Genomic DNA, 23,598 nt, shown 5'->3' with positions numbered 1-23,598 from the left:
CTACGCCGATGCGGCGCGCAGGTGACGCAACAGCTGATCGGCGAGGTCTTCCCGCCCCCGGCCGCCCTCGCGGGCGGCGTGGAAGGTCAGGTAGATCGCGTTGAGCAGCTGATCCGTCGCCAGGTCGCCGTGGTTGCGGCGTTCCAGAAAGCGGTCGACGAGATCCATGGCCGTCTCGCTGATCTCGTCGCCGAGGCGGGCCCGTACGATCCGGGTGAGCTGTTCACGGTCGGGCGGTCTGATGTCGACGACGATGCAGCGGCGCAGGAAGGCGGGCGGGAATTCCCGTTCACCGTTGCTGGTGAGCACGATGACGGGAAAGGACCGGCAGCGCACCTGCCCGTCGCTCACCGGGACCGACGGACCCCCGTCCGCCGTGCTGACATGGACGGTCGGCCGGCTCCGGGCCGCTCTCACGAGCTCCGGAATCTGGTAGTCGCCCGACTCGAACACAGTGAGCAGGTCGTTGGGCAGGTCGATGTCCCCCTTGTCGATCTCGTCGACGAGCAGGGCGCGTGGGCGGGAGTAGGGCAGCAGGGCGGTTCCGAGCGGGCCCAGGGTGATGTACCTGCCGATGTCGATGTCGGCGTCGCCCTTGTTCAGGCTCACGTCGTGCAACCGGCTGATCGCGTCGTACTTGTAGAGCCCCTCCTGGAGCGTGGTCCGGCTGGTGACCGGCCAGCGCAGCACGGGCCCGAGATTCAGCTCGTAGGAGATCGCGAGGGCGAGAGTCGACTTCCCGACTCCCGGTTTGCCTGTGACGAGCAGGGGGCGCCTCAGATAGAGGGCCGCGTTGACGAGGTCCAGCACGTCCGGGTCGGCACGGTAGAGCTTGGCCCGCTCGATGTCCGCCGGCCTCCAGCCCCCGACCACCGGCGGAACGACGGGTCCGTCGTCGAAGACACGCCAACTCGGCGGGGCCGGAAGGGTGTCGATTCCGTCGTGCGGCACCTCGGTGCCGCGGAAGACTCGCCAGTCGCTCACCAGCGCTGCTCTCCTTTACCGGGTCGTCGTGGTGTTCTCGGCTCCGCCGTGGCTCCGTCCGAGGGCCCGGCAAGGGCCGGCGCACCGGCGTCGGGCGCTGCGCGGGTGGGGTCGTCCCACAGCAGAGTGAGGGCCCGCCCGCAGTGATCCGGGTCCTGTCCCCTCGTACGCGCGTCGATGCGCAGCTTCTTCACCAGCCTCGGGAGGTCGGAGAGCGGCTGCCCCGACATCTGCTGTGCGACCGAGCGCTGGAAGCGGTCACCGGCGCACATCCCGCCGGGCCGCCCGCCGCCCGGCGGGGAACCGGCGCCCCGGTGTCCCGCTCCGTCCCCGGAGTGTTCCGGGCACGAGGTCCGGGGCCAGATGGCGGCGGGGACACCCGCGTACAGTGCGGCCTCCAGCGCCAGCTTCGCCGTCCCGCTGTCGGGCTGGTAAGAGATCCCGAGGACCGACAGGGACTCGGTGCTCATGAGGGTCGCGAACATCTCGCCGATGTCGCTGTCGTCGTGGCAGTCGACCCAGTCGACGATCGCGACGTCCTCGTGCGCCCCGGACTGGAGGCGTCTCCACCGGCTCACCCAGTTCCCGTGGGTCACCGGCGCCCGGTCCGACGCGCGCAGCACGACGACGAACATGGTTCCCAGCGGTGCCCAGGCATTGCCGAGATCCCATTCGTCCACCATCGCCTTGGCCAGCAGCGGAGTCGGCAGGGCGAATTCGATCACCAGGTTCTCTGCGTACTCCCGCATCTGAGCCACCGTCTCCGGCAGCATCTTGCGCACGTGGTCCCGCGCCTGGCTGAACGTCAGTCCCTTGTCGAGACAGAGGACGGGCACGGACTCGCCGCTCGTGTCGGTGCGCTTCCACATGCTGAGCAGGTAGCGACGCCGGTTGGACCCGAGCGGGGACAGCCGGACCTCGATGGACGAGTAGCGTGGTCCCCGCACCGGCTGCGAACCGACGGTCTCCTCGAGGGGTGTGTAGGGCTGCCCCAGCCGTGACGCGATGGCGGCGGGCAGGTCCCGGATCCGGTCCGGGTCCCCCGTCGTCTCGGCCGGGGTGATCCGTGCCCGGTCGCCGCGGGACCCACGGGCCTGCTCGGCCCTGATCAGTTCGACGAGACGCACCAGCGGATGGACCGCTCCCAGTTGGGCGGGCTGCGCATCGGCGCATTCGCGGACCAGCGCCGTGAAGTCCTCCAGAGGCTTGTCCGGTGCACGACCGAGTCTGCCGACCGCCTGCCAGTACAGCGCGTTGGGGTCCATGCCCAGCCCGGCGGCGGCAGCCACCAGTGCGCGGCGTTCCGCGTGCGACAGCAGCCGGCGGTGGGCGGACTCGTGCCGCAGCTCTGTGACCAGGTCCCACAAGTGGTCGTCCGGCCGGTCCGCGTGCTGGTTGTCGGCCCACACGTCGGGGAAGCGATCGCGGACGGCGGAGGCGGGCAGCGCGAGCCCGCCCAGGTCCCAGCCGTCCTTGCGTGTTGTCGTGACCAGCCCCACGACCCGCCCCAACGACGGGTCCAGCAAAGGCCCTCCGGACATTCCCGGGGCCAGCTCCCCGCCCTTGACCTTCAGCATCTCGTGGCCGTCGTAGGTGTGCGGCGATTCGAACTCGACCGTGGCGCCGCCCAGTTGAGGACTGCCGCGTTCGTACACGGCACTGAAGCCGGCGGCGTAGAGCCGGCTCCCGAGCGCGGGGACGGCATCCGACAAAGGCAGCCACGAGTGGCCCCGCGGCGGTTCCGGCAACGTGATCACGGCAAGGTCCGGGTAGCGCCAGAGGCGCTCACCCCGGTGCTCGGCCGGCTCCGCCCGCACCGTCCCGTCGTAGTCGCCGCCCGCCCACTGCACCCGGACACGGTCGGCGGTACGGACGGAGCCCGAGCCGGCGCCGGGTGGGCTCACGACATGGGCGCAGGTGAGCACACGTCCCGGCGCGGCCAGGAAACCTGTTCCGCCACGTATGCCGTCACCGCGCACGCGGACGACGAACTGCCCCACGAGGGTGAGGAACGATCCCAAGGCGTCCAAGTGCGTTCACTGCCCGGCCGTGGGTGCGTCCTTGTGCCATTCGAGACGCACACGGATGGTTGCCTTCGCTTCCGAGTCGACCAGCAGGCACACCATGCGTGAGCCCTTGAGCGCCATTTCGAAACCGAGCTCGACCTCGGCCACATCCGGTGCGGCCGCTTCGAGCGCGCGGTGGACTTCTGCGGCGACACCGCGGATCGCGCTGCTGACCGCGGAGAAGGACAATGCCTCGCGCAGCCCGACGTTGGTCGGCCCCTCGTCGAAGTCCTCTGCTGCCGTGTCGCCGTGAACCTGGTCCGCCCTGACCAGTACCGTGCCTCCGCCGGGCAGGTCCAGTTCGACGATCTCGGCATCCTTCACTGATCTCCCCCTCGACACAGCGGGCCACCGGAGCAGGTGGTCGTCCGCACGATTGTGGCGCATGGAGGTCGTCCGAGTGGGCCGGTTGGCCGGATACGGGAGGGCGGCGCCGGCCGCCCGGCGCGGCGACCGACGGCCGTGGACAGCCGGTGGACGGGCGGACGGTTCCGGCCCGCGCGAGGACGGACGGGTTAGCCTCGCCGCATGTACGACCCGACCCAGCTGCGTACCTTCCTGGCCGTCGCGCAGACGCTGAACTTCACGCAGGCCGCCCGCCGGCTGGGGCTGCGCCAGTCGACGGTCAGCCAGCACGTGCGCCGGCTCGAGGACGCCACCGGCCGGCCGCTGTTCAACCGTGACACCCACAGCGTGGAGCTGACGGAGGACGGCGAGGCCATGCTCGGCTTCGCCCGCACCATCCTTCAGGCACAGGAGCGGGCCGCCGCCTGGTTCACGGGGACCCGGCTCCGCGGGCGGCTGCGGTTCGGCGCGTCGGAGGACTTCGTCCTGACCCGGCTGCCGGAGATCCTCGAGGCGTTCCGCCGCGATCATCCCGAGGTGGACCTCGAGCTCACCGTGGAGCTGTCGGGCACCCTGCACAAGCGGCTGGAGGCGGGCCGGCTGGACCTGGTGCTCGCCAAGCGCGGTCCCGGCGCCACGCACGGCGAGCTGGTCTGGCGCGACCGCATGGTGTGGATCTCGGCCGAGGGACTGCGGGTGGATCCGGAGCGCCCGCTGCCGCTGATCCTCTTCCCGCCTCCGGCCGTGACCCGGGCCCGCGCCCTGGAGGTGCTGGAGCAGTCCGGACGGTCCTGGCGCATCGCCTGTACGAGCGGCAGCCTCAGCGGACTGGTGGCCGCCGCCCGCGCCGGTCTGGGCGTGATGGCCCACACGCGGGGCCTGATCCCGCCCGGCCTGGTGACGGTGCCGGAACGGGCGGGGCTGCCCGAGCTGGGCACCGTCGACTTCGTGCTTCTCCAGGGCCGCCGCAGGGACGCGGCCAAGGAGGCCGCGCAGGCGCTGGCGGCCTCGCTGCTGGCAGCGGGCGACCGGCTGCACGGCCCCGCGCCCCGCTGACGGCGGCGCTCCCGGAAACGGTGGCCGCCCGGCGACGGAACGCGGTGCAGCGCAAACTCGACGGAAGCATTCCATCCGGTACGGACCGGGACCATCGCCCGTAGAGCGCCGGTGATCACACGGTACAGATTCGGTGGAGATTGCGGGCCGGACTCCTTACCGACCAGTCAGTAATCGGCTCCCGTGCACCCCTCCGCTCCCCGCTCACCACCGCTGACCTGTGCCTACGTCTTTCGTCCACAGTTCACGAGGACCCTCCCGCCCGACGAAATCGTGGGGTACGGTCACGGCGCTGTGCGGAGCGCCACAAGGAGCAGCCATTGCGCGAGTTCACTGTCCCACCCCTGGCCGCGGCGCCTCAGGTCGGCGGACTTGCGGACGCGGTCTTCGACCATGCCCTCGACGACCCCGACCACGTCGCGCTCGGCCGCAAGGACAGTGAGGGCCACTGGCGGGACGTGACGTCGGCGCAGTTCCGTGACGAGGTGCTGGCACTGGCCAAAGGGCTGCTCGCGCACGGCGTCCGGTTCGGCGACCGGGTCGCCCTGATGTGCCGTACGCGCTACGAGTGGACGCTGTTCGACTTCGCGCTGTGGACCGTCGGAGCCCAGTCCGTGCCGCTGTACCCGACGTCGTCGGCCGAGCAGGTCTTCTGGATGCTGCACGACTCCGAGGTCTCCGCGTGCATGGTCGAGTACGAGGACCACGCCATGACGATCGGCTCGGTGATCGACCGGCTGCCGCTGCTGAAACGGCTGTGGCAGCTGGACGCGGGCGCGGTGGAGCAGTTGGTCGCGGCGGGCGCGCACATCGACGACGACGTGGTGCACCGGCACCGGCGGGCGGTGACGCCGGACTCGGTGGCCACGATCATCTACACGTCCGGCACCACGGGCCGCCCCAAAGGCTGCGTGATCACCCACTCCAACTTCATGTTCGAGGCGGACACGATGATCGGCCGGTGGGAGCCGGTCTTCCACTCCAAGCCGGGCGACGAGGCCTCCACCCTGCTGTTCCTGCCGCTGTCGCACGTCTTCGGCCGGATGGTCGAGGTGGCCGCGATCCGGGGGCGGGTCAAACTGGGCCACCAGCCGGTGCTCCAGGCGAGCGCGCTGCTGCCCGATCTGGCCGCGTTCCGGCCGTCGTTCATCCTGGCCGTCCCGTACATCTTCGAGAAGGTCTTCAACGCCGCCCGCCGCAAGGCGGAGAGCGCCGGCAAGGCGGGCGCCTTCGACAAGGCCGTCGAGGTGGCCGTGAGGTACGCCGAGGCTCTGGAGCACCGTGCCTTCGGTCTCGGCCCGGGCCCCTCCGCGGGTCTGCGGATGCAGCATCAGCTCTTCGAGAAGCTGGTGTACGGGAAGGTCCGCGACGCGATGGGCGGCCGGGTGCGCCACGCGATGTCCGGCGGGTCCGGCATGGACCGGCGGCTCGGTCTGTTCTTCGAGGGCGCCGGCGTCACCATCTTCGAGGGCTACGGACTCACCGAGTCGACGGCCGCGGCCACCGCGAACCCGCCCGAGCGCACCCGGTACGGCACCGTCGGCCTGCCCATCCCCGGCACGACCGTGCACATCGCCGAGGACGGCGAGGTCTGGCTGCACGGGGCGAACATCTTCCAGGGGTACCTGGGCGACCCGAAGGCCACCGACGCCGTGCTGCACGACGGCTGGCTCGCCACCGGCGACCTGGGCGCGCTCGACGAGGACGGCTATCTGACCATCACCGGGCGGAAGAAGGAGATCCTGGTGACCTCCGGCGGCAAGAGCGTCTCGCCCGCCGGGCTGGAGGAGCGGGTGCGGGCGCATCCCCTGGTCGCGCAGTGCATCGTCGTCGGCAACGACCGGCCCTACATCGCGGCGCTCGTCACCCTCGACCAGGAGTCGGTCGAGCACTGGCTGGCCATCCAGGGCAGGCCGCCGCTGCCGCCCGCGGAGATGGTGCGCGACCCGGACCTGGAGATGGAGATCCGCCGCGCGGTGGTCGCCGCGAACACCCTGGTCTCCAAGTCCGAGTCGATCCGTACGTTCCGGATACTGGCTCATCCCTTCAGCGAGGAGCACGGGCTGTTGACACCGTCGCTGAAGCTGAAGCGGAAGGCGATCGAGAACGCCTACTCCGCCGAGGTCGACGCCCTCTACGGCTGAACGCGACTCAGACGAGCTGGTAGGCCCGCATCCGGGTCAGCAGCATGTGGCAGTTCTGGAGCGAGCCCGAAGTGTCCCCGAGCGAGCGGTAGATGCCCCACTTGGGGCGGACGCGGTCGGCGAGGAAGGTGTCGACGCCCGATTCGGACGCGTCGATCACCGTGGCGCCGCCGCTCTTGAGGATCCAGCGCACGGTCCCGGACGTGCCGTTGCCGATCTTCATACGCAGGTCGACGTCGGTCCACTTGTCGTGGAGCGGTCCGAGGTCGGTACGGCCGACGAGGACGTCACCGGTGAACACCTTGAGCTCGATGGTCTGCACGCCGCCGACGCGCCGCAGCGACTGGACGAGGATCGGGGACGTGCCGGTGCCCGGCTGCTTCATCTGCATGATGTGGGTGAAGGTGGTGGTCGCCTTGAGCGAGCTGGGCAGGAACATCGAGTAGGTGATCCGCCAGGTCTGTCCGGACGTCCAGCGGAGGTACGAATCGCCGTTGCGGCAGCCGGTGACCTCGTTGCGCTGCCGGTCGGTGTGCGTGTCACGGTCGGCCGTGTGCATGGTGAAGCGGAAGTTGTCGCCCTCGGTGCGGATGTGGGGTGCGCCGGACGGGTGCGAGCCGGCCCGGTCGTCCTCGATCGTCTCGAAGGCCCGGAGCCCGTCGCGGCTCGCGGAGGGTGACCAGCGCAGCTGCCAGGAGGCGGCGCTCGCCGGGGTCGCGGGCAGTCCGGCCGCGACCGCGCCGCCGAGTGCGGCGCCGAGCACCGCCCTGCGGGATGCGTTCATGTCGGTGGTCCTTCCTTGCGGTAGAGGCAGCCGGGCGGCCGGTGTCGTGTCCCGCAGCCGGAGCGCGACGACCCCTGAGATGTGGGGGGCGGGAGTTCGGCTGAACGACGCACACCGCACCACGGTTCATGTCGGTGTGCATCGTTCAGTCATCTGAAGAAGAGTCCCGCGTTGACGGGTCGCGGTCAATGGTCTGGACCGAGGAGACGGAGCGGTATCGCGCCAACTTCCAGGGCGGGAATGCGTCCACCGGGATGATCGTTGACGATAGGAGAAACCCAACCGCCGACGTAAGGATCGACCGCTCGTGAGCAAGGTCCCCTTCATCACCCTCAACAACGGCGTCGCGATGCCGCAACTCGGCTTCGGTGTCTGGCAGGTGCCCGACGACGAAGCGGCGCAGACGGTCACGACCGCCCTGGAGGCGGGCTACCGCAGCATCGACACCGCCGCCATCTACGGGAACGAAGCGGGCACCGGCAAGGCCGTCGCCGGCTCCGGGATCGCCCGCGAGGAGCTGTTCGTCACCACCAAGCTGTGGAACTCCGAGCAGGGGTACGACTCGACCCTGCGCGCCTTCGACGCCTCGCTCGGGAAGCTGGGGCTCGACTACGTCGACCTGTACCTCATCCACTGGCCGATGCCGGCCAAGGACACGTACGTGGACACCTACAAGGCGTTCGAGAAGATCCTCGCGGACGGGCGCGCCAAGGCCATCGGCGTGTCCAACTTCCGCGTCGAGGACCTCGAGCGCCTCATCGGCGAGACGTCCGTCGTCCCGGCGGTGAACCAGGTCGAGCTGCACCCGCAGCTCCAGCAGTCCGCGCTCAGGGACTTCCACGCGAAGCACGACATCGCCACCGAGGCCTGGTCGCCGCTCGGACAGGGCAAGGACCTCCTCCAGGCGCCGACGGTCGTCGCGGTCGCCCGCAAGCACGACCGCACACCCGCCCAGGTGGTGCTGCGCTGGCACCTCCAGGTCGGGAACGTGGTCATCCCCAAGTCCGTGACCCCGTCCCGGATCCAGGAGAACATCGACGTGTTCGACTTCGAGCTCGACGCCGACGACCTGGCGGCGTTCACCGCCCTGGATGAGGGCCGGCGGCTCGGTCCGGAGCCGGCGGACGTCAACTCCTGAGCGGCCTGCGCCGCGGGCGCGAGGAGCCTTCGAGAACGCTGGACGGCGGGCCGGGCAACCGGCCCGCCGTTCGCTGTCGAACGGCGGGGCACCGCCGCGGCCGGCCACTGTCGGTGGCGGGTGCGACGATGATCCCCGCCTCCCACCCGGAGGCGCCGTAGGGAGGCGGGGAGCGTGAACGGGCCACTCGAGCCAGGGATCTACCTGGTGCGCAACGTCGGCAGCGGGCTGCTGCTGGAGGTGTTCGGGGGACGCGGCGGCAGCGGCGTCAACGTCCAGCAGGGCAAGGAGAACGGTTCGCCCGCCCAGCAGTGGCGGATCGAGCCCGTGCCCAACGGCAACGGGCTGTACCACTTCGTCAATGTGGCCGGTGGCAAACGCCTCGACGTGGCGAACGCCTCCACGGAGAACGGCGCCAACGTCCAGCAGTGGAAGGCGAACAACTTCGGCGCCCAGGAGTGGATCGTCGAACAGCATCTCGACTCGCCGGGCACGGTGACCATCGTCAGCTTCATCAGCGGACTGCTGCTGGAGGTGGCCGACGGCTCGGGCGAGGACGGGGCGAACGTCCAGCAGTGGGAGGACACCGACTCCCCCGGCCAGTGGTGGCGGTTGGAGCCGGTGCACTCCTGACGGCCGCACCCGGGTCGGGCCGCGGCCCCCGCGTCCCTTCGGTCCCGGTGTCCGTTCAGTCCTTACGGGCCGTGAACACGGTGCGCGCGGCCAGCATGTAGGCGTCGGACCGCCGCAGCAGCCCTTCGGGGTCCTCGGGGTCGAGCAGCCGGTCCAGGACCGCGATGTCCTCGTCCGGCAGCAGCCCCTCGACCAGCCGGCGCTGCCACGCGAAGGCGGACAGCAGCTGCGCCCGCACCGCCGCCGGCACGGGCGCCGGGATGTCGAGGAGGAAGGAGCGCGTACCGCTCGGCGTCAGCCCCGACGCGGCGAGCAGTGCCCGCCAGTCCTCGACCTCGTCCTTCGCACCGGGCAGCTCCGACCGCATCCGCGCGAACCACTCGTCGACGGCGGCGCCGACCCGGCTCTCCAGTCCGGGCCTGCCGATCCCGAAGTCGCGCGGCAGATGGCGGGCCGGCAGCCCGCCCTCGAGTACGGCGACCAGACCGCCCGGTCGCACCAGGCGGGCCAGCGCCCCGAGCACGGCGCGCTGGTCGCCCAGGTGGTGCACGGATCCTGCCGCCCAGACGAGGTCCGCCTCACCCAGGTCCTCGATGCCCTCGGGCAGTTCGGCGAGATGTGTACGGACGCGGTCGGCCTGGCCGTTGCGGGCGGCGCGCGCCTGTGCCCGTTCCAGCAGGGGCGCGGCGGCGTCCACGGCGACGACCTCGGCGTACGGGAACGCCTCCGCCAGCAGCCCGGTGATCACTCCGGGGCCGCTGCCGATGTCGAGAACGCGCCGGACGCCGCCGGCCGGCACCAGCTCGCGCAGCCAGTCGGCCGTCTGCCGGTACATGGGGCTCTGCAGTTCCGCACCCTGCTCCAGCAGTTGCGCGTGCTCGTCCCAGTCGATGTGTGTGGAGTCGTGGTGATGGCTCATGGGCACAGAGTGGACCGGGACCTGCGGTTACGGCGAGCTTTGTTGCCGTTCCGGCAAAGCGCCACCCGTTCGGTGCTCCTGCGGGCTGATGCCCCGTACCCGCTTGAAGGCGGCACTCAGCGCGAACGAGCCGCTGTAGCCGACCTTCCTGGCCACCGTCTCCACCGTCGCGTCGCTCTCGCGCAGCAGGTCGGCGGCGAGCGCGAGCCGCCAGCCGGTGAGGTAGGCCATCGGCGGCTCGCCGACGAGGTCGTTGAAGCGCCGGGCGAGCGCCGCCCGGGAGACCCCGCACTCGGCGGCCAGCGTCGCGACGGTCCACGGGCGGGCCGGACCGTCCTGGATCAGCCGCAGCGCCTGCCCGACCACGGGGTCGCCCATGGCCCGGTACCAGGCGGGGGCCTCCGCGTCAGGGCGGGAGAACCAGGTGCGCAGCACGGCGATCAGCAGCAGGTCCAGGACGCGGTCGAGCACCACGCTCTGACCGGGGTCGTCGCGGGCGATCTCCTCGTCGAGCACGGTCATCAGCGGGTGGTTCCACACCTCGGCCGACAGATGCAGCAGCGGCGGCAGCGCGTCCAGCAGCCGGCCGCTGACCTCGCCCTTCATCTGGTAGGTGCCGATCAGCACGGACGTCGAGCCGTCGGGCGCGTTGCCCCAGGTCCGCACGCCGAGCCGCATTGCCTGGGCGAGCGGTTCCCCCTGGAGGGTGTGGCAGGTGCCGCCGGGTCCGATCCTGGCCTGCGGCTCCGCGCCGGGCGCGTGGGAGACCGTGTACGGCTCAGGTCCGCGGGCGATCGCCACATCGCCGGGCCGCAGCAGCACCGGTTCGCCGGAGGCCGGGGCGATCCATGATTCCCCCTGGGTGACGCACATGAGGCAGAGCGGGGCCTCGTCGTCGATGTGCACGGACCACGGCGGCTCCATCACCATGCGCAGCAGAAAAGCCCCCCTGGCCCGCGGCCCGTCCAGAAGTCCGGCGAGAGCGTCCATGGCCACCAGCGTAGACGGACGCGTATGCCGGCAGGGCCGCGACACCTGCCGACGACACCGGCGACGGCGTGCGGGGCCTCCCGCCGCGTCAGCCTTCCTTGCGGAACGCCCGCAGGCTGTACGACGGATCGGGGCGGCGGGAGTCCTGGCCGGGCAGCAGGGCCAGCTCCGAGGCGAGCGCACGGGCCGTCGCGCCGTCAGTGTCGGTGAACCAGGAGCGGAAGCGTCCCGCCGACAAGGCTGAGGCGGCGCCGCGGGGTGTGCGGCCCTGGCCGTGTCCGGCGAACCGCGCTCCGCCCGCGGGCCGCAGGCCGTGCGCCGCGGCGTACGCCTCGATCCTGTCGGCGCGGTCGGAGGCGGCGGCGAAGGAGTGGTGGGGGCGCAGGACGGTGTCGATGTCGCTGTCCACGTCGTGACCGGCGTCCTTGTCGACGGTGGTGACGAACACCCCGCCGGGCCTGAGCACCCGGGCGGCCTCCGCGACGACCGCCGCGGACCGGGGGACGAGGTGCAGCAGCCACACGGCGCTGACCGCGTCCACGGCCGCGTCGCGCAGCGGCAGACGCCGTACGTCGCCGAGGACCACGGAGCCGCCGATGCGGCCCGTGGCCTTGCGGGCCATACCGTACGACCCGTCGCAGCCGAACACGCGCAGCCCGGGGCGGAGCAGCCGTTCGGTCACCAGACCGGTGCCGCAGCCGATGTCGAGCAGCGTGCGCGCCCGGTCCGGCACCAGGCCGAGGACCGCCGCGGCGGCGGCCTCCGCCCTGGGCACGCCACCACGGGTGGCGTCGTACGCGTCGGCTTCGAGGTCGTAGTCCAGCACGATCCGAAGCATGCCGGACCGGCGGGCGGGACGGTGCTGTTTTCGCGTCCCGCCTCAGTTCGCCCCGTGGGCCGGGGCGATCTCCTCGACGCGCTCGGCCAGGGCGAAGTCGCGTTCCGTCAGGGCGTTCACATCGTGCGACTGGACGGTCAGGGCGACCGAGTTGTAGCCGAGGGTGAGGTCGGAGTGGTGGTTCAGCTCCTCCTGGATCTGGGCGATGTGGACGACCAGGGCGGTCGCCGCGAAGTGCGAGTCGAGGCGGTAGGAGCGGGCGATCCTGTCGCCTTCCAGGGACCAGCCGGGAAGCTCCCGGAGCCGGTCCTCGATCTCCTTCTGCGACAGCGGCTCTGTGGGCATGGCCAGGATCCTTCCGGCAGGGGGCGGCGGACGGGAACACCATAGATCCGATGCCCGATAAATCGGGTGCCCGCACGGGCCACGCTGTGTACGTTCCACCGAGTGGAACCATTGACCGACAAACAGATCCGTGCCTCCTTCGTGAACTGCACCAAGGGTGAGGCGACGCGTATGCGCCTGCCCGCCGACTTCGCCGAACTCCCCTGGCCCGACCTGGACTTCCTGGGCTGGGTCGACCCGGGAGCGCCGCTGAAGGCGCACCTGGTGCTGCCGCGGGAGGAGGGACCGGTCGGCATCACGCTCCGAGTCCCGTCCACCGGACGGACCAGTGCGGTGAAATCGAGCATGTGCCAGGCGTGCCTCACCGCCCACGCCTCGTCGGGGGTGACCCTGTTCGCGGCGCCGCTGGCCGGCGCGGCGGGCCGGGAGGGGAACACGGTCGGCACGTATCTGTGCGCCGATCTGGCCTGCTCGCTGTACATCCGCGGCAAGCGGCAGCCGAAGCTGCGGCACGGACGCTACGAGGAGAACCTCACTCTGGAGGAGCAGATCGACCGGACCACGGGCAACCTGCGGGCCTTCGCCGACAAGGTGCTCGGCCTGCGCTGACCAGCCGGCCGGGCGGCGCCCGGCGGCCGGTCCGCGCTGCAACCACCTCGGTCGCCGCGGACAGCCGTGCGGCGGGTCAGCGGCCCGCGGCCAGGACCTGTTCGATCGTGTCGGCCTCCGCCGCGGACTTGTCCGGCCGGTGGCGCAGCACCCGCGCGAACCGCAGGGCGACGCCCGCCGGGTAGCGGGTGGACCGCTGGAGCCCGTCGTAGGCGACCTCCACGACCAGTTCCGGCCGGACGCGGACGGTGAACCCGTCGTCCTCGACGGCCAGTTCCCCGAGCATCTCGGTCTGTCGGCGCAGCATCTCGTCGGTGAGGCCCTTGAAGGTCTTGCCGAGCATCACGAAGCCGCCGTCGGCCGAGCGGGCGCCGAGGTGGAGGTTGGAGAGCAGTCCGGTGCGCCGGCCGTGCCCCCGTTCGACGGCCAGGACCACCAGGTCCAGGGTGTGGACCGGCTTGACCTTGAGCCAGGAGCGGCCGCGGCGGCCGGCGCTGTACGGCGCGTCCAGTGCCTTGACGAGGACACCCTCGTGCCCACGGTCCAGGGTCGCGGTGAAGAACTCCTCCGCGGCGGCGACCTGTGCGGGGTCGGACGGGTCCTCGACGACCGTGCGCCGTACCCGCGTCGGTTCGGGGACGAGCCGGGCGAGGATCCGGTGCCGTTCACGGCCCGGCAGGTCGAGCGCCGGCTCCCCGTCGGCGGCGAGCACGTCGAAGTACACCGGGTACAGCGGCAGGGTGGTGCGGGCCGCCTCGACGTCGAGGCGCGAACCCACGCGGGAGGCGATGTCCTGGAAGGGGACGGGCCTGCCGTCGGCGGCCATCGCGATGACCTCCCCGTCGAGGATGAACCGGTCGCCCGCCATTTCCCGGGTCTGCTGGGCCACTTCGGGCAGCCGGTGGGTGATGTCGTCGAGGGACCTGGTGAAGATCCGGACATCGGCCCCTTCGCGGTGCACCTGCACGCGGATGCCGTCGAGTTTCTCCTCGACGACGCAGGCGGCACCGAGGGCCTCGACGGCTTCCGTCACGGACTTCGCGCTGTGGGCGAGCATGGGCTGCACCGGGTTGCCGACCCTCAGCCGGAACTGCTCGAGTGCCGCCGGGCCGCCGGCGAGCAGCGCCGCCGCGACGCGGGGCAGTGACCCTTCCAGCATGACCGCGCGGCGCACGTCCGTCGACGGAGCTCCCGCGGCCTTCGCGACGGCCTCCAGCGCGACGGCGTCCAGGGCGCCCTGACGGACCTCCCCGGTGAGGAGCCGTACGAGGAACTCCTGCTCCTCCGCGGTGGCCGCCGACATCAGCCGGTGCACCCGGCTGCGGCGTTCCGCCTGGGCGCCGGGGCCGGAGACCTGGGCGAGGGCCGCGAGCGCGGCGTCGGTCCCGCCGACAGTGAGGGACGGCACGGAGGCGGGCGGCACGGATTCCTTGAGGACGCTCCAGCCGATGCCGATGCGGCCCTGGGGCACCCGCCCGGCCAGGTACGAGATGACCAGGGCGACATCCTCCGGCCAAGCCTCCGAGAAGAGGTCCGCCAGCGCGGCGATCTTGCGCGAACGGGCCGATGCGGCGGCCACCTCACGGGACACTTCGGCGACGCGGGCGAGCAGCATGCGGCCATCGTGCCCCGGCCGGGCGACGCACGCACCCCGGCGCCGCGCCCCGTCCGGCCCGCCCCCGGCGACCTGCCCGCAGCGCACCCCGGGGGCGTCCGGGGCGGCCGGCACGGTCTGCCCACGATTCAGCCAACTCCCTTGCTCTTCCGTCGGTTTGACCGATCGACGCACAGACAGGGGCCCGTCGGCCGGTTCTCTCGCGTCGCTGTGACGACGGCCGTCGCGGCTCCGGACTGCACGCCCCGCACTCGCTCCGGCGCAGCCGGCCACCACCGACCGGCGGCTACGGACGCGTGCGGCGTCGCGCACGCGATCGACCGGACGAATCCGACGGAGCAGCAGGCCCGCGACCGCGTAGCCCTGCCGGCGGGGCGGCACGCGGCGTGGTGTCCGCGGGCCGGTACCCGCTGCCGCAGGCACCGGGCTCCGTGGGCGCGTGGCACTGCCGATGGGGCGGCACGCGAGCCGGGTGTCCGCCGGCCGGTTCCCGCTGCCACAGGCGCCGGGCTCCGTGGGAGCGCGGGGCGGCGAGTGGCCGGGACGCACCAGCGCGCCCGGGGTAACGGCGAGTAACCCTCGTCACAGACAGGGTGGGGGATTCCACGGAACACCATTCGATGGTTTATCGTTCATCTACACGTGGATGCGAAGGGGACGCACTCCCCAGACCTCGCCGTTCGCGCGCCGGGAAGACCGTTTCACCGACGCTCCCGCGGAGCGCGTCACCCGGTGGCGACCGACGTTCGCACCACACCCAGTGACCGCCCCGGCCGGAAACCCCCGTCCGGCCGGGGCCTCTCCTTCCCCGCCCGCCGGACTCCCGGCCGGCACTGCGCGGATCCGCTTTCCGGATACCCGCCCGTAACCCGCCCCCGGCCCCAAATACACGGATATGCGGTGGCGCAAAACCCTAGCCATCCTGGCTCAATCGTTTCAGTCTTGGTGATGCAGGTCACACGCGCCACTGGCGTCGCTCGCGGGCACGGCCTGCCCGTGACGACGTACGTGCACGAGAGCGGAACCGCGCAGCAGCAGAGGAGCGAGCGATGTCATCGACCATCGAGCAATCCGTCCGGGCCCGCCTCATCAGCGATGCGCCCCACTCCCTGTCCGTGCCGGTGGTTCTGCGCTACTGCGACACCGACCCGTTCGCCGTCCGCATGGTCTTCCCTCCGGAGGCATGCCTGAACGACACCGGCGTGACCTGGACCTTCGCCCGCAGCCTGCTCGACGCGGGACTGCGCGCACCGACCGGCGACGGCGATGTGCACGTCTGGCCCTGCGGACGCGTGCAGACCATGATCGAACTGCGTTCGCCGGAGGGCGTCGCGCTGCTCCAGCTCGACACGGCCGGCCTGCGCCGGTTCCTGGTCCGCTCGTACGCGACCGTGCCGGCCGGCAACGAGGCGGCGGCCCTCGACATCGAACGCGCCCTCGCGGCTCTGCTGGGCAACGCCCGGGGCTGAGCCGGCCGCCCCTGCCGGACCGGTGCCCCCGCGGGCCGGCGGGTGGGGTCACCGGTGGCCGGCGTACTACGGTCTGGCTATGACAACTGTCGCGTCCGGTACGGGAGTAGGGCCGCTGCTGCGCGGCTGGCGCGAGCGCCGGCGGTTGAGCCAGCTCGAACTGGCTCTGCGCGCCGGCTCCTCCGCCCGCCACATCAGCTTCGTCGAGACGGGCCGCTCCCGCCCCAGCGAGGACATGGTCCTGCGCCTCGCCGAGCATCTCGACATCCCGGTACGGGAACGCAACTCCCTCCTGCTGGCGGCGGGTTACGCCCCCCGGTACGCGGAGACACCGCTGGGCGACCCGGCGATGGAGGCACTGCGTGTGGGCATGGAGCAGCTCCTGAACGGCTACGAGCCGTACCCCGCGCTGGTCGTCGACGGCACGTACAACGTGCTCGCCGCGAACCGGGGGATCGCGATGCTGCTCGACAGCCTGCCGGAGCACCTGCTCCTCCCGCCGCTGAACGCCATGCGGATCACTCTGCACCCCGAGGGTCTCGCGCCCCGGATCCGCAATCTGCGCCAGTGGCGCGCCCATCTGCTGGCCCAGATGGAGCGGCAGATCGCGCTGGCCCGCTCCGACGCGCTGCGCGCGCTGTACGACGAGGTCGCCGCCTATCCGCTGCCGGAAGCCGGCGACGACGCGCACACGGGCCTCGCGGATGACGAGAGCGAGGCAGGGGAAGCACCGTTCCCGTACTTCGCTCTGCCGCTGCGGATCGAGCACGAGGGCCGGGTCCTCTCCTTCGTGTCGTCGATCGCGACCTTCAACACGCCCATGGACGTGACCGTCGCCGAGCTGGCCATCGAGACGCTGCTCCCGGCCGACCCGGCGACGGTGAAGTACCTCCAGTCGCTCACGCCGTAGTGGTCGCGCGCAGCGCGGACCACTGGACGACGGCGAAGCCGGCGACCGTCAGCGCCTGGACCACGGCCCAGGCTGCGCCCACGGCGGTGGGATCGAGCCACAGCACGAGCGCGGCGAGGCTGAGCACCGACCACAGGATGTTCGTGTCGACGACCAGGGTGACCGCGGCCCTCGGCGGCCGGGAGCGGGCGGCGAGCACTCCGACGCACGCCGCGTAGGCGGTCAGGAAGAGTCCGAGGCCGAGCAGGAGGGTGCCGTCGACTCCGAGGAGCCGCCCGAGCGGCCCCGAAGCGGCCGCATAGGCAAGGCCGTTGGCGCCGGTCACGGCGGCGTCGGCGGCGAGGAACCGGCGCAGCATGGTCTGCGGCTCGGTGGTACGGGAGATGTTGGCGAGCAGGGTGGCGGACATGGCGGATCAGCCTCCGTCGAGGTTGCGGGCTGGTCGTGGGACCGGAGCCCGGACGGAGTGCGCCGCCCGGGTCCCGGTGCTCACAGACTGCCCCTCGCCCCATGGCAAGGTCGATTACGCCGGAGGTAATGGCGGTCAGGCGCCCGGGACGATCACCGTGACGCCCGTGCCGGACGCGGTCCCGAGCGCCGTCAGGGCGTCCGGTACGGCGTCGAGGCCTATCTCCTTCGTGACCAGGAGGTCGGGCCGCAGGGCGCCGGAGGCGACCATGGCCATCATCTCCGGGTAGGCGTGGGCCGCCATGCCATGGCTGCCGAGGATCTCCAGCTCGAGGGCGACCACCCGGTCCATGGGCAGTTCGACGCCCGACGGGAGGAGGCCGACCTGCACGTGCCGGCCCTGCCTGCGCAGGCTCTGCACCGAGTTCACGCAGGTCACCGGCGCGCCGAGGGCATCCAGTGAGAGGTGTGCGCCGCCTCCGGTCAGGTCACGCAGCGCCGCGCCGACCTCGCCCTCGGCGAGCTCGGAGGCGTCCAGGCAGACCTCCGCGCCGAAGGTGCGGGCCAGTTCCAGCGCGCCCGGCGAGACGTCGACGGCGACGACCCGGGCCCCGCAGGCCGCGGCGATCATCACCGCGGAGAGGCCCACTCCACCGCAGCCGTGCACCGCGACCCACTCCCCCGGCCGTACCCGCCCCTGGCCCGCCACCGCGCGGAAGGCGGTGGCGAAGCGGCAGCCGAGGCTCGCGGCGGTGGTGAACGACATGCTCTCCGGCAGCGCCACCAGGTTGGTGTCCGCGTGGCGGAGCGGGACGTACTCGGCGAAGGAGCCCCAGTGCGTGAACCCCGGCTGCTCCTGGCGTTCGCACACCTGCTGGTTGCCGTCGGCGCAGGCGGCGCACCGCCCGCAGGCGCAGATGAACGGCACGGTCACCCGGTCGCCGGGGCTCCAGCGGACGACGTCCGGGCCGACGGAGTGGACCACGCCCGCCAGTTCGTGTCCGGGGACGTGAGGAGTGGCTATGCCCTCGTCGTGGCCCATCCAGCCGTGCCAGTCGCTGCGGCACAGCCCCGTCGCCCCGACCCGGACGACCACGCCGTCGGGTGACGGCCGCGGGTCCGGGACCTCGCGTACTACCGGCCTTCCACCGAACTCGTCGAATACGACTGCGCGCACGTGCCACTCTCCTCGGTTCCTGCGGCCCTGGTCCTGCGGGCCGACATCCAGGCGTACACCAGCACCCCGGCGAAGAGGAACAGCACCCCCTGGTAGACGGCCGCGTAGCCCGAGCCGGCGACCAGCCACATGGAGAACCCGAAGGCCGCGGCGGCAAGGACCGCGTCGCGCACGAGGCGCCGCCGGTCCACCCTCTCCGGCCTGCCGGAGAGCAGGTAGTAGATCTGGGCGGCGGTCGCCAGCAGGTAGGGCACGGTGGCGGTGAAGGTGGTGACCAGGACCAGGATCTCGAAGACCCGCTGGGATCCCGCGGTGTAGTTGTAGACGGTCAGCAGCGACGCGAGGACGACGGTGACGAGGACGCCGGCGGTCGGCACACCGCGCCGCTTGGTGGCGAACACCCGGGGGAACAGGCCGTCCTTCGCCGCCGCGTACGGGGTCTGGGCGCTGAGCAGGGTCCAGCCGTTGAGGGCGCCGACCATGGAGACCAGGGCGGCCAGGGCGACGACGGTGCCTCCCCAGCTGCCGCCGAACATGGAGTCGACCGCGTCGCTGAAGGGCGCGGTGGAGCCGACGAGCTCGTCGTGTGCGACGGTGCCGAAGACGGAGAGGGTGCCGAGCAGGTAGATGCCGGCGGCCGCGGCGGTGCCGAGGACGGTGGCCCGGCCGACGTTGCGCGCGGGGTCCTTGACCTCGCCGGCGCTGACCGCGGCGGACTCGACGCCCAGGTAGCTGAAGAGCAGGATGGCCGCGGACGCGGAGACCGCTCCGGCCGCGCTGTGGTCACCGGCCTGGAAGGGGCCGAGGTTGTCGGTGTCGAAGAAGAACAGCCCGCCGACGGCGACGAGCAGCAGCGGCACGAACTTCAGCACGGTGGAGACGAGCTGGACGGCGCCGACGTAGCGGGTGCCGGCCAGGTTGGCGAGCGCGGGCAGCCACTGCAGAACCAGCGCGGCGGCGATGGTGGCCGCCGTGGAGTGCTGGACGGGTATCAGCACGTCGAGGTAGCCCACGGCGGCGACGGCGAGGGCCGCGTTGGAGACCCAGGTGGTGATCCAGTACGACCAGGCGGCGAGGAAGCCGGCGAAGTCGCCGAACGCCTCGCGGGCGTAGACGTACGGGCCGCCGGTCCTGGGGTGCCGCTCCGCGAGCCGGCCGAAGACGAGGGCGAGCGCGATCGCTCCGGCGGTGAGGACCACGAACGCGACCAGGCTGATGGTGCCGAACGGGGCGACGGACGCGGGGAGCAGGAAGATGCCGCCGCCGATGATGTTGCCCATGACCAGGGCCGTGGCGACGGGCAGCCCGAACCTGCGGGCATGCCTGTTCTGTGGTGCTTGGGTGGTCATGGGGTGTGCGGCCTCTTCCGGTGCGCGGCGGTGTCGGGGACCGGGACATGTTCCGGCATGGGAGAGGCTGCGGAGAAATCACCCGTTTTTGTCCGGCACGACTCCACCGTCAACCGGAATTCCTTCTTCCGTTTCGCTGTCCGGCCGGGAAACCTGCACCGGCCCGATCGGGATCTGCGGGCCTTCCCCCTCCCGCAGCCAGCGGCGCAGCACCCGGTGCACCTGTTCCGCGCCGATCAGGTCGACCCCTGGAGGGACCGGCGGGGACAGTTCGAACGGCGACAGCAGGAACGCCTGCGACTGCTCCCCGCCGAGCCCTCCGTGCGACCCGATCTGCTCCTCGAAGGCGTGCACGACACCCGTCCTCGGGTCGTGCATCGAGTTGACCATGATGTCCGCGACGTGGGGGAACGAGTCGGTGCGGCGCACGGCGTCGGCCGCGCCGGGCCCGAAACCGGCCAGCGGTCCGTCGTCGTCCTTCAGCGCTTCGACGGGCACCTCCGTGCCGTCCGGGCCGAGCACCACGGAGCCGTACATTTCGCTGCGCACCAGCAGGAAGCCGATGCCCGGATGGTTGGCGAGAGTCGGCAGCAGCGCCGGATGGCGGCGGCGGATCTCCTCCTGGCTCATGCGGTACGGCACGTCGGGGAACGAGATCAGGGCCAGGTTCCCCGAGGCGAGCACGATCGGGTCGGAGCCCATCGCCGGACGCTCCTCACCGTCCCCGGCCGGCTGCCGGTGCAGCGCGGTCCGCAGCGCGTCGCGCGCCGCGTCGCGGGCCTCCGCACCGCTCTTCGACCGCTCGGCCCGCCGCGGCACCGGCAGCCCGCAGCCGGCCCGCACCAGGTCCTTCAGCGTCAGCCCGTACGCGCCCTCGAAGGTGTCGCCCGGACTCTGGCCGTGGTCGGAGAGCAGCACGATCCGGTAGGCACGCGGCGCGTGCTCCGCGACCTTGGCGATCAGGCCGATGGACCGGTCCAGCCGCTCCAGCACCGCGAAGGCGTCCCCGCTGTGCGGCCCTGAATGGTGGGCCACCTCGTCGTAGGCGACCAGATCGGCGTAGACGGCCCGGCGTCCGGCGAGCATGTCCCCCATCACGGCGGCGACCACCACATCGCGCTCCACGACGGTGGCGAACGCCCGGATGAAGGGATAGAGACCGCCACGTCCGACCCGGGGCGTGTCCCCGCGGAGCCTGGCCCTCGTCGACTGGCCGATCTCACGGCCGACCTCCGCGACGAAGGACACCGCGGTGCGCACCGCGTTGGCCGGATCGGAGAAGTACGCGAAATAGCCGGCCCGGGAACGGTTCGCCCTGCCGCGCCGGGCCGCCATCGACAGCACCAGGGCGAGCTGGTCCGCGCCACCGCTGAACAGGTTGCCGCGGCTCGCGCCGTCCACCGTCAGCAGCCCGCCGTCGCCGGTGAGCTCGATCGCCCGCCGCTGGAGCTCCCCGGCGCTCGCCGGACGGTTGCTCACCACGATCCGGCGGGTGTCCTTCTCGTACCAGCGGAACGCGGGCACGTCGTGGTTGGAGCCGTGCAGGATGCCGAGCTGACTCGCACCGGTCTGGCTCGACCAGTCGGTGCGCCAGGGCGTGAGCCGGTGTGTGGCGCCCAGCCAGCCGGCCACGGTCGGCATCACACCGCTCTCGGCGGCGCCGCGCAGCACCTCGTAGCCGACGCCGTCGAGCTGGAGGAAGACCGTGCCCGGCGGGCCCGAGCGGTCCTGTGAGGTCCTGCCGCGCCCACGGCGGTGGGCGAGCCGGTACAGCCGTCGCCGGTAGGCGTTGTCGTCGCGGACGGCGAGCGCAGTGGAGGTGGCGGAGGCGACGGCCGACATGACGGCCGCCACCACCACCGCCGTCTCCGGGTTGGCCGTGCCGCGTCCGTCGGGAACGATCCACAGGGCGATCAGCAGCAGCGAGCCGTTGAGGAAGAACACCAGCAGGCCGAGCACCAGGGCTGGTACGAGCAGCAGGGCCCGCACCACCACGGGCCAGACGAGGCCCGTGAGAAGTCCGAACGCGCCCGCACCCGACGCCGCGGTGACCGCGGTCCGGGTGGCGCTGTCGCCGTCGTCGGACTGGAGCCGGAAGTCCGGCAGAAGCCCGGCCAGCGCCAGCATCGTCAGCGTCGAGACCGCCCACACGACGGTCACACGTACGACGGCGCTGCCGGCCCTGCGCCACCGCCCTTCGCCCACGCCCCTTCACCTCATCCTTCGAGCAGGACTCCAGCGTGGCACAGCGCGAAGCCGGGTCCGGCGGGGTGGCCGCACCGGGCCCGGACCGCCCGCGAAGGCCCTAGGCTCGTACGGTACGGGGGTTCGGAGGAGGAGGCGTCGCGTGCCGGTGGAGGTCACCTGGTGGGGTCATGCCACCTGCACGATCGAGGACTCCGGGGTCCGGGTGCTGACCGACCCGCTGTTCGTGCGGCGGCTGGCCCATCTGCGCAGACGCCGCGGCGAACTGCCGCCGCCGCAGGCCGCCGTAGCCGACGCGGTCCTCGTCTCCCATCTGCACTCCGATCATCTGCACCTCGCGTCGCTCGCCCGCCTGGCGCCCGGCACGCGCCTGATCCTGCCGCGCGGCGCGGCCCGTTCGGTGCCGCGGCTCGGCCGGCTCGTCCGCACGGCCGCCCTGCGGGTCACCGAGGTCGGTCCGGGCGACGAGGTACGGGTGGGGGACCTTTTCGTACGGGCCGTGCCGGCGATGCACGACGGCCGCCGGCTGCCGCTCGGGCCGCACCGCTCACCGGCGCTCGGCTTCGTCGTCAGCGGCGAGTCGCACACCTATTTCGCGGGTGACACCGGCCTGTTCGACTCGATGGCGGAAGAGGTCGGCCCCGTGGACGTGGCACTGCTGCCGGTCGGTGGCTGGGGTCCATTTCTCGGCCACGGTCACCTGGACGCGGGCCGTGCGGCGCAGGCCGCCGCCGCGCTCGCGCCGCGGGCGGCCGTGCCGGTCCACTACGGCACGTACTGGCCGATCGGGATGGACGGCATCCGGCCGCACGAGTTCTACGCGCCCGGGGACGAGTTCGCGCGCAAGGCGGCGCTGCTGGCCCCCAAGGTGACGGTGCACCGGCTCGGACACTGCGAGCGGATCCGGCCGGAGGAGAAGCGGTGAGGACGCAGCTCGCCGAGGCGCTCGGCCAGTTGTCGGAGCTCGTACAGCAACTGCCCCCCGAGTCGACCCAGCAGGCCGTCGGCTATCCGTCGCTTTTCCTGCTGGTGGTGCTCGGCGCGCTGGTCCCGGTCGTGCCGACCGGAGCCGTGGTCTCCTCCGCCGCCGTGGTGGCCTTCCACCAGATGGCACCGCTCGCGCTGCTGTACGTCTTCCTCCTCGCCTCCGCGGCCGCGTTCCTGGGAGACGTCACCCTGTACTGGCTCGGACGGCGCGGGGTCCGCTCGAGGAACGGTTCACGCTGGCTCGCCGCCCTGCGCCGACGCGCCGCCCCCGACCGGCTGGAGCAGGCACAGCGCAAGCTGGACGAGCACGGCGTGACGGTGCTGGTTCTCTCGCGCCTTGTGCCCGCCGGGCGCATTCCGGTCATGCTGGCGTGTCTGCTGGCCAGAATGCCGTTGCGCCGCTTCGTACGCGGCGACGTCCCGGCCTGCCTGGCGTGGGCCGCGACCTACGGTCTGATCGGCATCGTGGGCGGTTCGCTGTTCGCCGAGCCGTGGCAGGGGGTCGTCGCCGCGGTCGTGCTGACGCTGGTGATCAGCGGGGCGCCTGCCGTCTGGCGCAGACTGCGGACGGCCTACGGCTCCGACAGCAGGCCCGCCTGAACCGCCCGCTCCCCGCAGCGCCCTTCC

At 72.0% G+C, this 23,598-nt stretch carries 22 protein-coding genes; 9 read left to right on the top strand and 13 right to left on the bottom strand.

What is annotated here, in order from left to right; translation table 11 throughout:
• Genes ACTMTU_RS02405 through ACTMTU_RS02395 form a run of 3 tightly spaced genes read right to left on the bottom strand, consistent with a single transcriptional unit; the run spans position 1 to position 3,374 of the window.
• Entirely contained in the window at positions 1–984 is a 984-nt protein-coding gene (locus tag ACTMTU_RS02405; protein ID WP_441261721.1) for an AAA family ATPase, read from the bottom strand.
• The gene (locus ACTMTU_RS02400; RefSeq protein ID WP_441261720.1) at positions 981–3,014 is read right to left on the bottom strand and encodes a VMAP-related conflict system protein; all 2,034 of its coding nucleotides are present in this window, start codon (positions 3,012–3,014) and stop codon (positions 981–983) included. The genes ACTMTU_RS02405 and ACTMTU_RS02400 overlap by 4 nt, the downstream gene beginning before the upstream one ends.
• Before the next feature lie 6 nt (positions 3,015–3,020).
• On the bottom strand, positions 3,021–3,374 hold the full coding sequence (locus tag ACTMTU_RS02395; protein WP_441261719.1) for a CU044_2847 family protein: 354 nt from the start codon (positions 3,372–3,374) through the stop codon (positions 3,021–3,023).
• Between the two features lie 204 nt (positions 3,375–3,578).
• Between ACTMTU_RS02395 and ACTMTU_RS02390 the strand changes: the two genes are divergently transcribed.
• Together ACTMTU_RS02390 and ACTMTU_RS02385 are read left to right on the top strand one after the other, a co-directional pair.
• Positions 3,579–4,451, top strand: a complete 873-nt coding sequence (locus tag ACTMTU_RS02390; protein WP_441261718.1) for a LysR family transcriptional regulator — start codon at positions 3,579–3,581, stop codon at positions 4,449–4,451.
• Positions 4,452–4,771: 320 nt separating this feature from the next.
• Positions 4,772–6,595: an AMP-dependent synthetase/ligase gene (locus tag ACTMTU_RS02385; RefSeq protein ID WP_441261717.1), complete on the top strand. Its 1,824-nt coding sequence runs from the start codon at positions 4,772–4,774 to the stop codon at positions 6,593–6,595.
• A 7-nt stretch (positions 6,596–6,602) separates the two neighbouring features.
• On the opposite strand, the gene ACTMTU_RS02380 is transcribed toward ACTMTU_RS02385, so the two are convergent.
• A complete protein-coding gene (locus ACTMTU_RS02380; RefSeq protein WP_441261716.1) occupies positions 6,603–7,379 on the bottom strand; it encodes a Tat pathway signal sequence domain protein in 777 nt (258 codons plus the stop codon).
• A 307-nt stretch (positions 7,380–7,686) separates the two neighbouring features.
• Between ACTMTU_RS02380 and ACTMTU_RS02375 the strand changes: the two genes are divergently transcribed.
• Both ACTMTU_RS02375 and ACTMTU_RS02370 read left to right on the top strand, forming a co-directional pair.
• On the top strand, positions 7,687–8,517 hold the full coding sequence (locus tag ACTMTU_RS02375) for an aldo/keto reductase (RefSeq protein ID WP_441261715.1): 831 nt from the start codon (positions 7,687–7,689) through the stop codon (positions 8,515–8,517).
• A 174-nt stretch (positions 8,518–8,691) separates the two neighbouring features.
• Positions 8,692–9,150: an RICIN domain-containing protein gene (locus ACTMTU_RS02370; RefSeq protein ID WP_441261714.1), complete on the top strand. Its 459-nt coding sequence runs from the start codon at positions 8,692–8,694 to the stop codon at positions 9,148–9,150.
• Positions 9,151–9,205: 55 nt separating this feature from the next.
• Here ACTMTU_RS02370 and ACTMTU_RS02365 read toward each other — a convergent pair whose 3' ends face one another.
• The 4 genes from ACTMTU_RS02365 to ACTMTU_RS02350 all read right to left on the bottom strand — a co-directional run bounded on the left by ACTMTU_RS02365 (position 9,206) and on the right by ACTMTU_RS02350 (position 12,242).
• Positions 9,206–10,069, bottom strand: a complete 864-nt coding sequence (locus tag ACTMTU_RS02365; protein ID WP_441261713.1) for a class I SAM-dependent methyltransferase — start codon at positions 10,067–10,069, stop codon at positions 9,206–9,208.
• A gap of 27 nt (positions 10,070–10,096) precedes the next feature.
• Positions 10,097–11,059: an AraC family transcriptional regulator gene (locus tag ACTMTU_RS02360; protein WP_441261712.1), complete on the bottom strand. Its 963-nt coding sequence runs from the start codon at positions 11,057–11,059 to the stop codon at positions 10,097–10,099.
• Positions 11,060–11,147: 88 nt separating this feature from the next.
• On the bottom strand, positions 11,148–11,885 hold the full coding sequence (locus ACTMTU_RS02355) for a class I SAM-dependent methyltransferase (RefSeq protein ID WP_441261711.1): 738 nt from the start codon (positions 11,883–11,885) through the stop codon (positions 11,148–11,150).
• Positions 11,886–11,939: 54 nt separating this feature from the next.
• Positions 11,940–12,242, bottom strand: coding sequence for a 4a-hydroxytetrahydrobiopterin dehydratase (locus ACTMTU_RS02350; protein ID WP_441261710.1), 303 nt, complete (start codon positions 12,240–12,242; stop codon positions 11,940–11,942).
• A 102-nt stretch (positions 12,243–12,344) separates the two neighbouring features.
• On the opposite strand from ACTMTU_RS02350, the gene ACTMTU_RS02345 reads away from it, so the two are divergent.
• Positions 12,345–12,851, top strand: a complete 507-nt coding sequence (locus ACTMTU_RS02345) for an FBP domain-containing protein (RefSeq protein WP_441261709.1) — start codon at positions 12,345–12,347, stop codon at positions 12,849–12,851.
• A 76-nt stretch (positions 12,852–12,927) separates the two neighbouring features.
• On the opposite strand, the gene ACTMTU_RS02340 is transcribed toward ACTMTU_RS02345, so the two are convergent.
• Positions 12,928–14,466, bottom strand: a complete 1,539-nt coding sequence (locus ACTMTU_RS02340; RefSeq protein ID WP_441261708.1) for an ATP-dependent DNA ligase — start codon at positions 14,464–14,466, stop codon at positions 12,928–12,930.
• A 1,049-nt stretch (positions 14,467–15,515) separates the two neighbouring features.
• On the opposite strand from ACTMTU_RS02340, the gene ACTMTU_RS02335 reads away from it, so the two are divergent.
• Both ACTMTU_RS02335 and ACTMTU_RS02330 read left to right on the top strand, forming a co-directional pair.
• A complete protein-coding gene (locus ACTMTU_RS02335) occupies positions 15,516–15,935 on the top strand; it encodes an SsgA family sporulation/cell division regulator (RefSeq protein ID WP_441261707.1) in 420 nt (139 codons plus the stop codon).
• A 79-nt stretch (positions 15,936–16,014) separates the two neighbouring features.
• Positions 16,015–16,845, top strand: coding sequence for a helix-turn-helix domain-containing protein (locus ACTMTU_RS02330; RefSeq protein ID WP_441261706.1), 831 nt, complete (start codon positions 16,015–16,017; stop codon positions 16,843–16,845).
• Here ACTMTU_RS02330 and ACTMTU_RS02325 read toward each other — a convergent pair.
• The 4 genes from ACTMTU_RS02325 to ACTMTU_RS02310 all read right to left on the bottom strand — a co-directional run bounded on the left by ACTMTU_RS02325 (position 16,835) and on the right by ACTMTU_RS02310 (position 21,984).
• The gene (locus ACTMTU_RS02325) at positions 16,835–17,254 is read right to left on the bottom strand and encodes a hypothetical protein (protein WP_441261705.1); all 420 of its coding nucleotides are present in this window, start codon (positions 17,252–17,254) and stop codon (positions 16,835–16,837) included. The two genes, ACTMTU_RS02330 and ACTMTU_RS02325, sit on opposite strands and share 11 nt — an antisense overlap.
• A 135-nt stretch (positions 17,255–17,389) precedes the next feature.
• On the bottom strand, positions 17,390–18,430 hold the full coding sequence (locus ACTMTU_RS02320; protein WP_441261704.1) for a zinc-dependent alcohol dehydrogenase family protein: 1,041 nt from the start codon (positions 18,428–18,430) through the stop codon (positions 17,390–17,392).
• Positions 18,388–19,779, bottom strand: coding sequence for an amino acid permease (locus ACTMTU_RS02315; RefSeq protein WP_441261703.1), 1,392 nt, complete (start codon positions 19,777–19,779; stop codon positions 18,388–18,390). Before ACTMTU_RS02315 ends, ACTMTU_RS02320 begins: the two co-directional genes overlap by 43 nt.
• Positions 19,780–19,857: 78 nt before the next feature.
• Entirely contained in the window at positions 19,858–21,984 is a 2,127-nt protein-coding gene (locus tag ACTMTU_RS02310) for a phage holin family protein (protein WP_441261702.1), read from the bottom strand.
• Positions 21,985–22,126: 142 nt separating this feature from the next.
• Here ACTMTU_RS02310 and ACTMTU_RS02305 point away from each other — a divergent pair, with 142 nt between their 5' ends.
• Positions 22,127–22,909: an MBL fold metallo-hydrolase gene (locus tag ACTMTU_RS02305; RefSeq protein ID WP_441261701.1), complete on the top strand. Its 783-nt coding sequence runs from the start codon at positions 22,127–22,129 to the stop codon at positions 22,907–22,909.
• Positions 22,906–23,571 (top strand): DedA family protein, encoded by a 666-nt coding sequence (locus ACTMTU_RS02300; RefSeq protein ID WP_441261700.1) that lies wholly within the window; start codon positions 22,906–22,908, stop codon positions 23,569–23,571. Before ACTMTU_RS02305 ends, ACTMTU_RS02300 begins: the two co-directional genes overlap by 4 nt.
• Positions 23,572–23,598: the final 27 nt, after the last annotated feature.

This window comes from Streptomyces sp. OZ13 (assembly GCF_052068155.1).
Taxonomy (GTDB): domain Bacteria; phylum Actinomycetota; class Actinomycetes; order Streptomycetales; family Streptomycetaceae; genus Streptomyces.
This window is presented reverse-complemented; position numbering and strand designations above follow the sequence as displayed.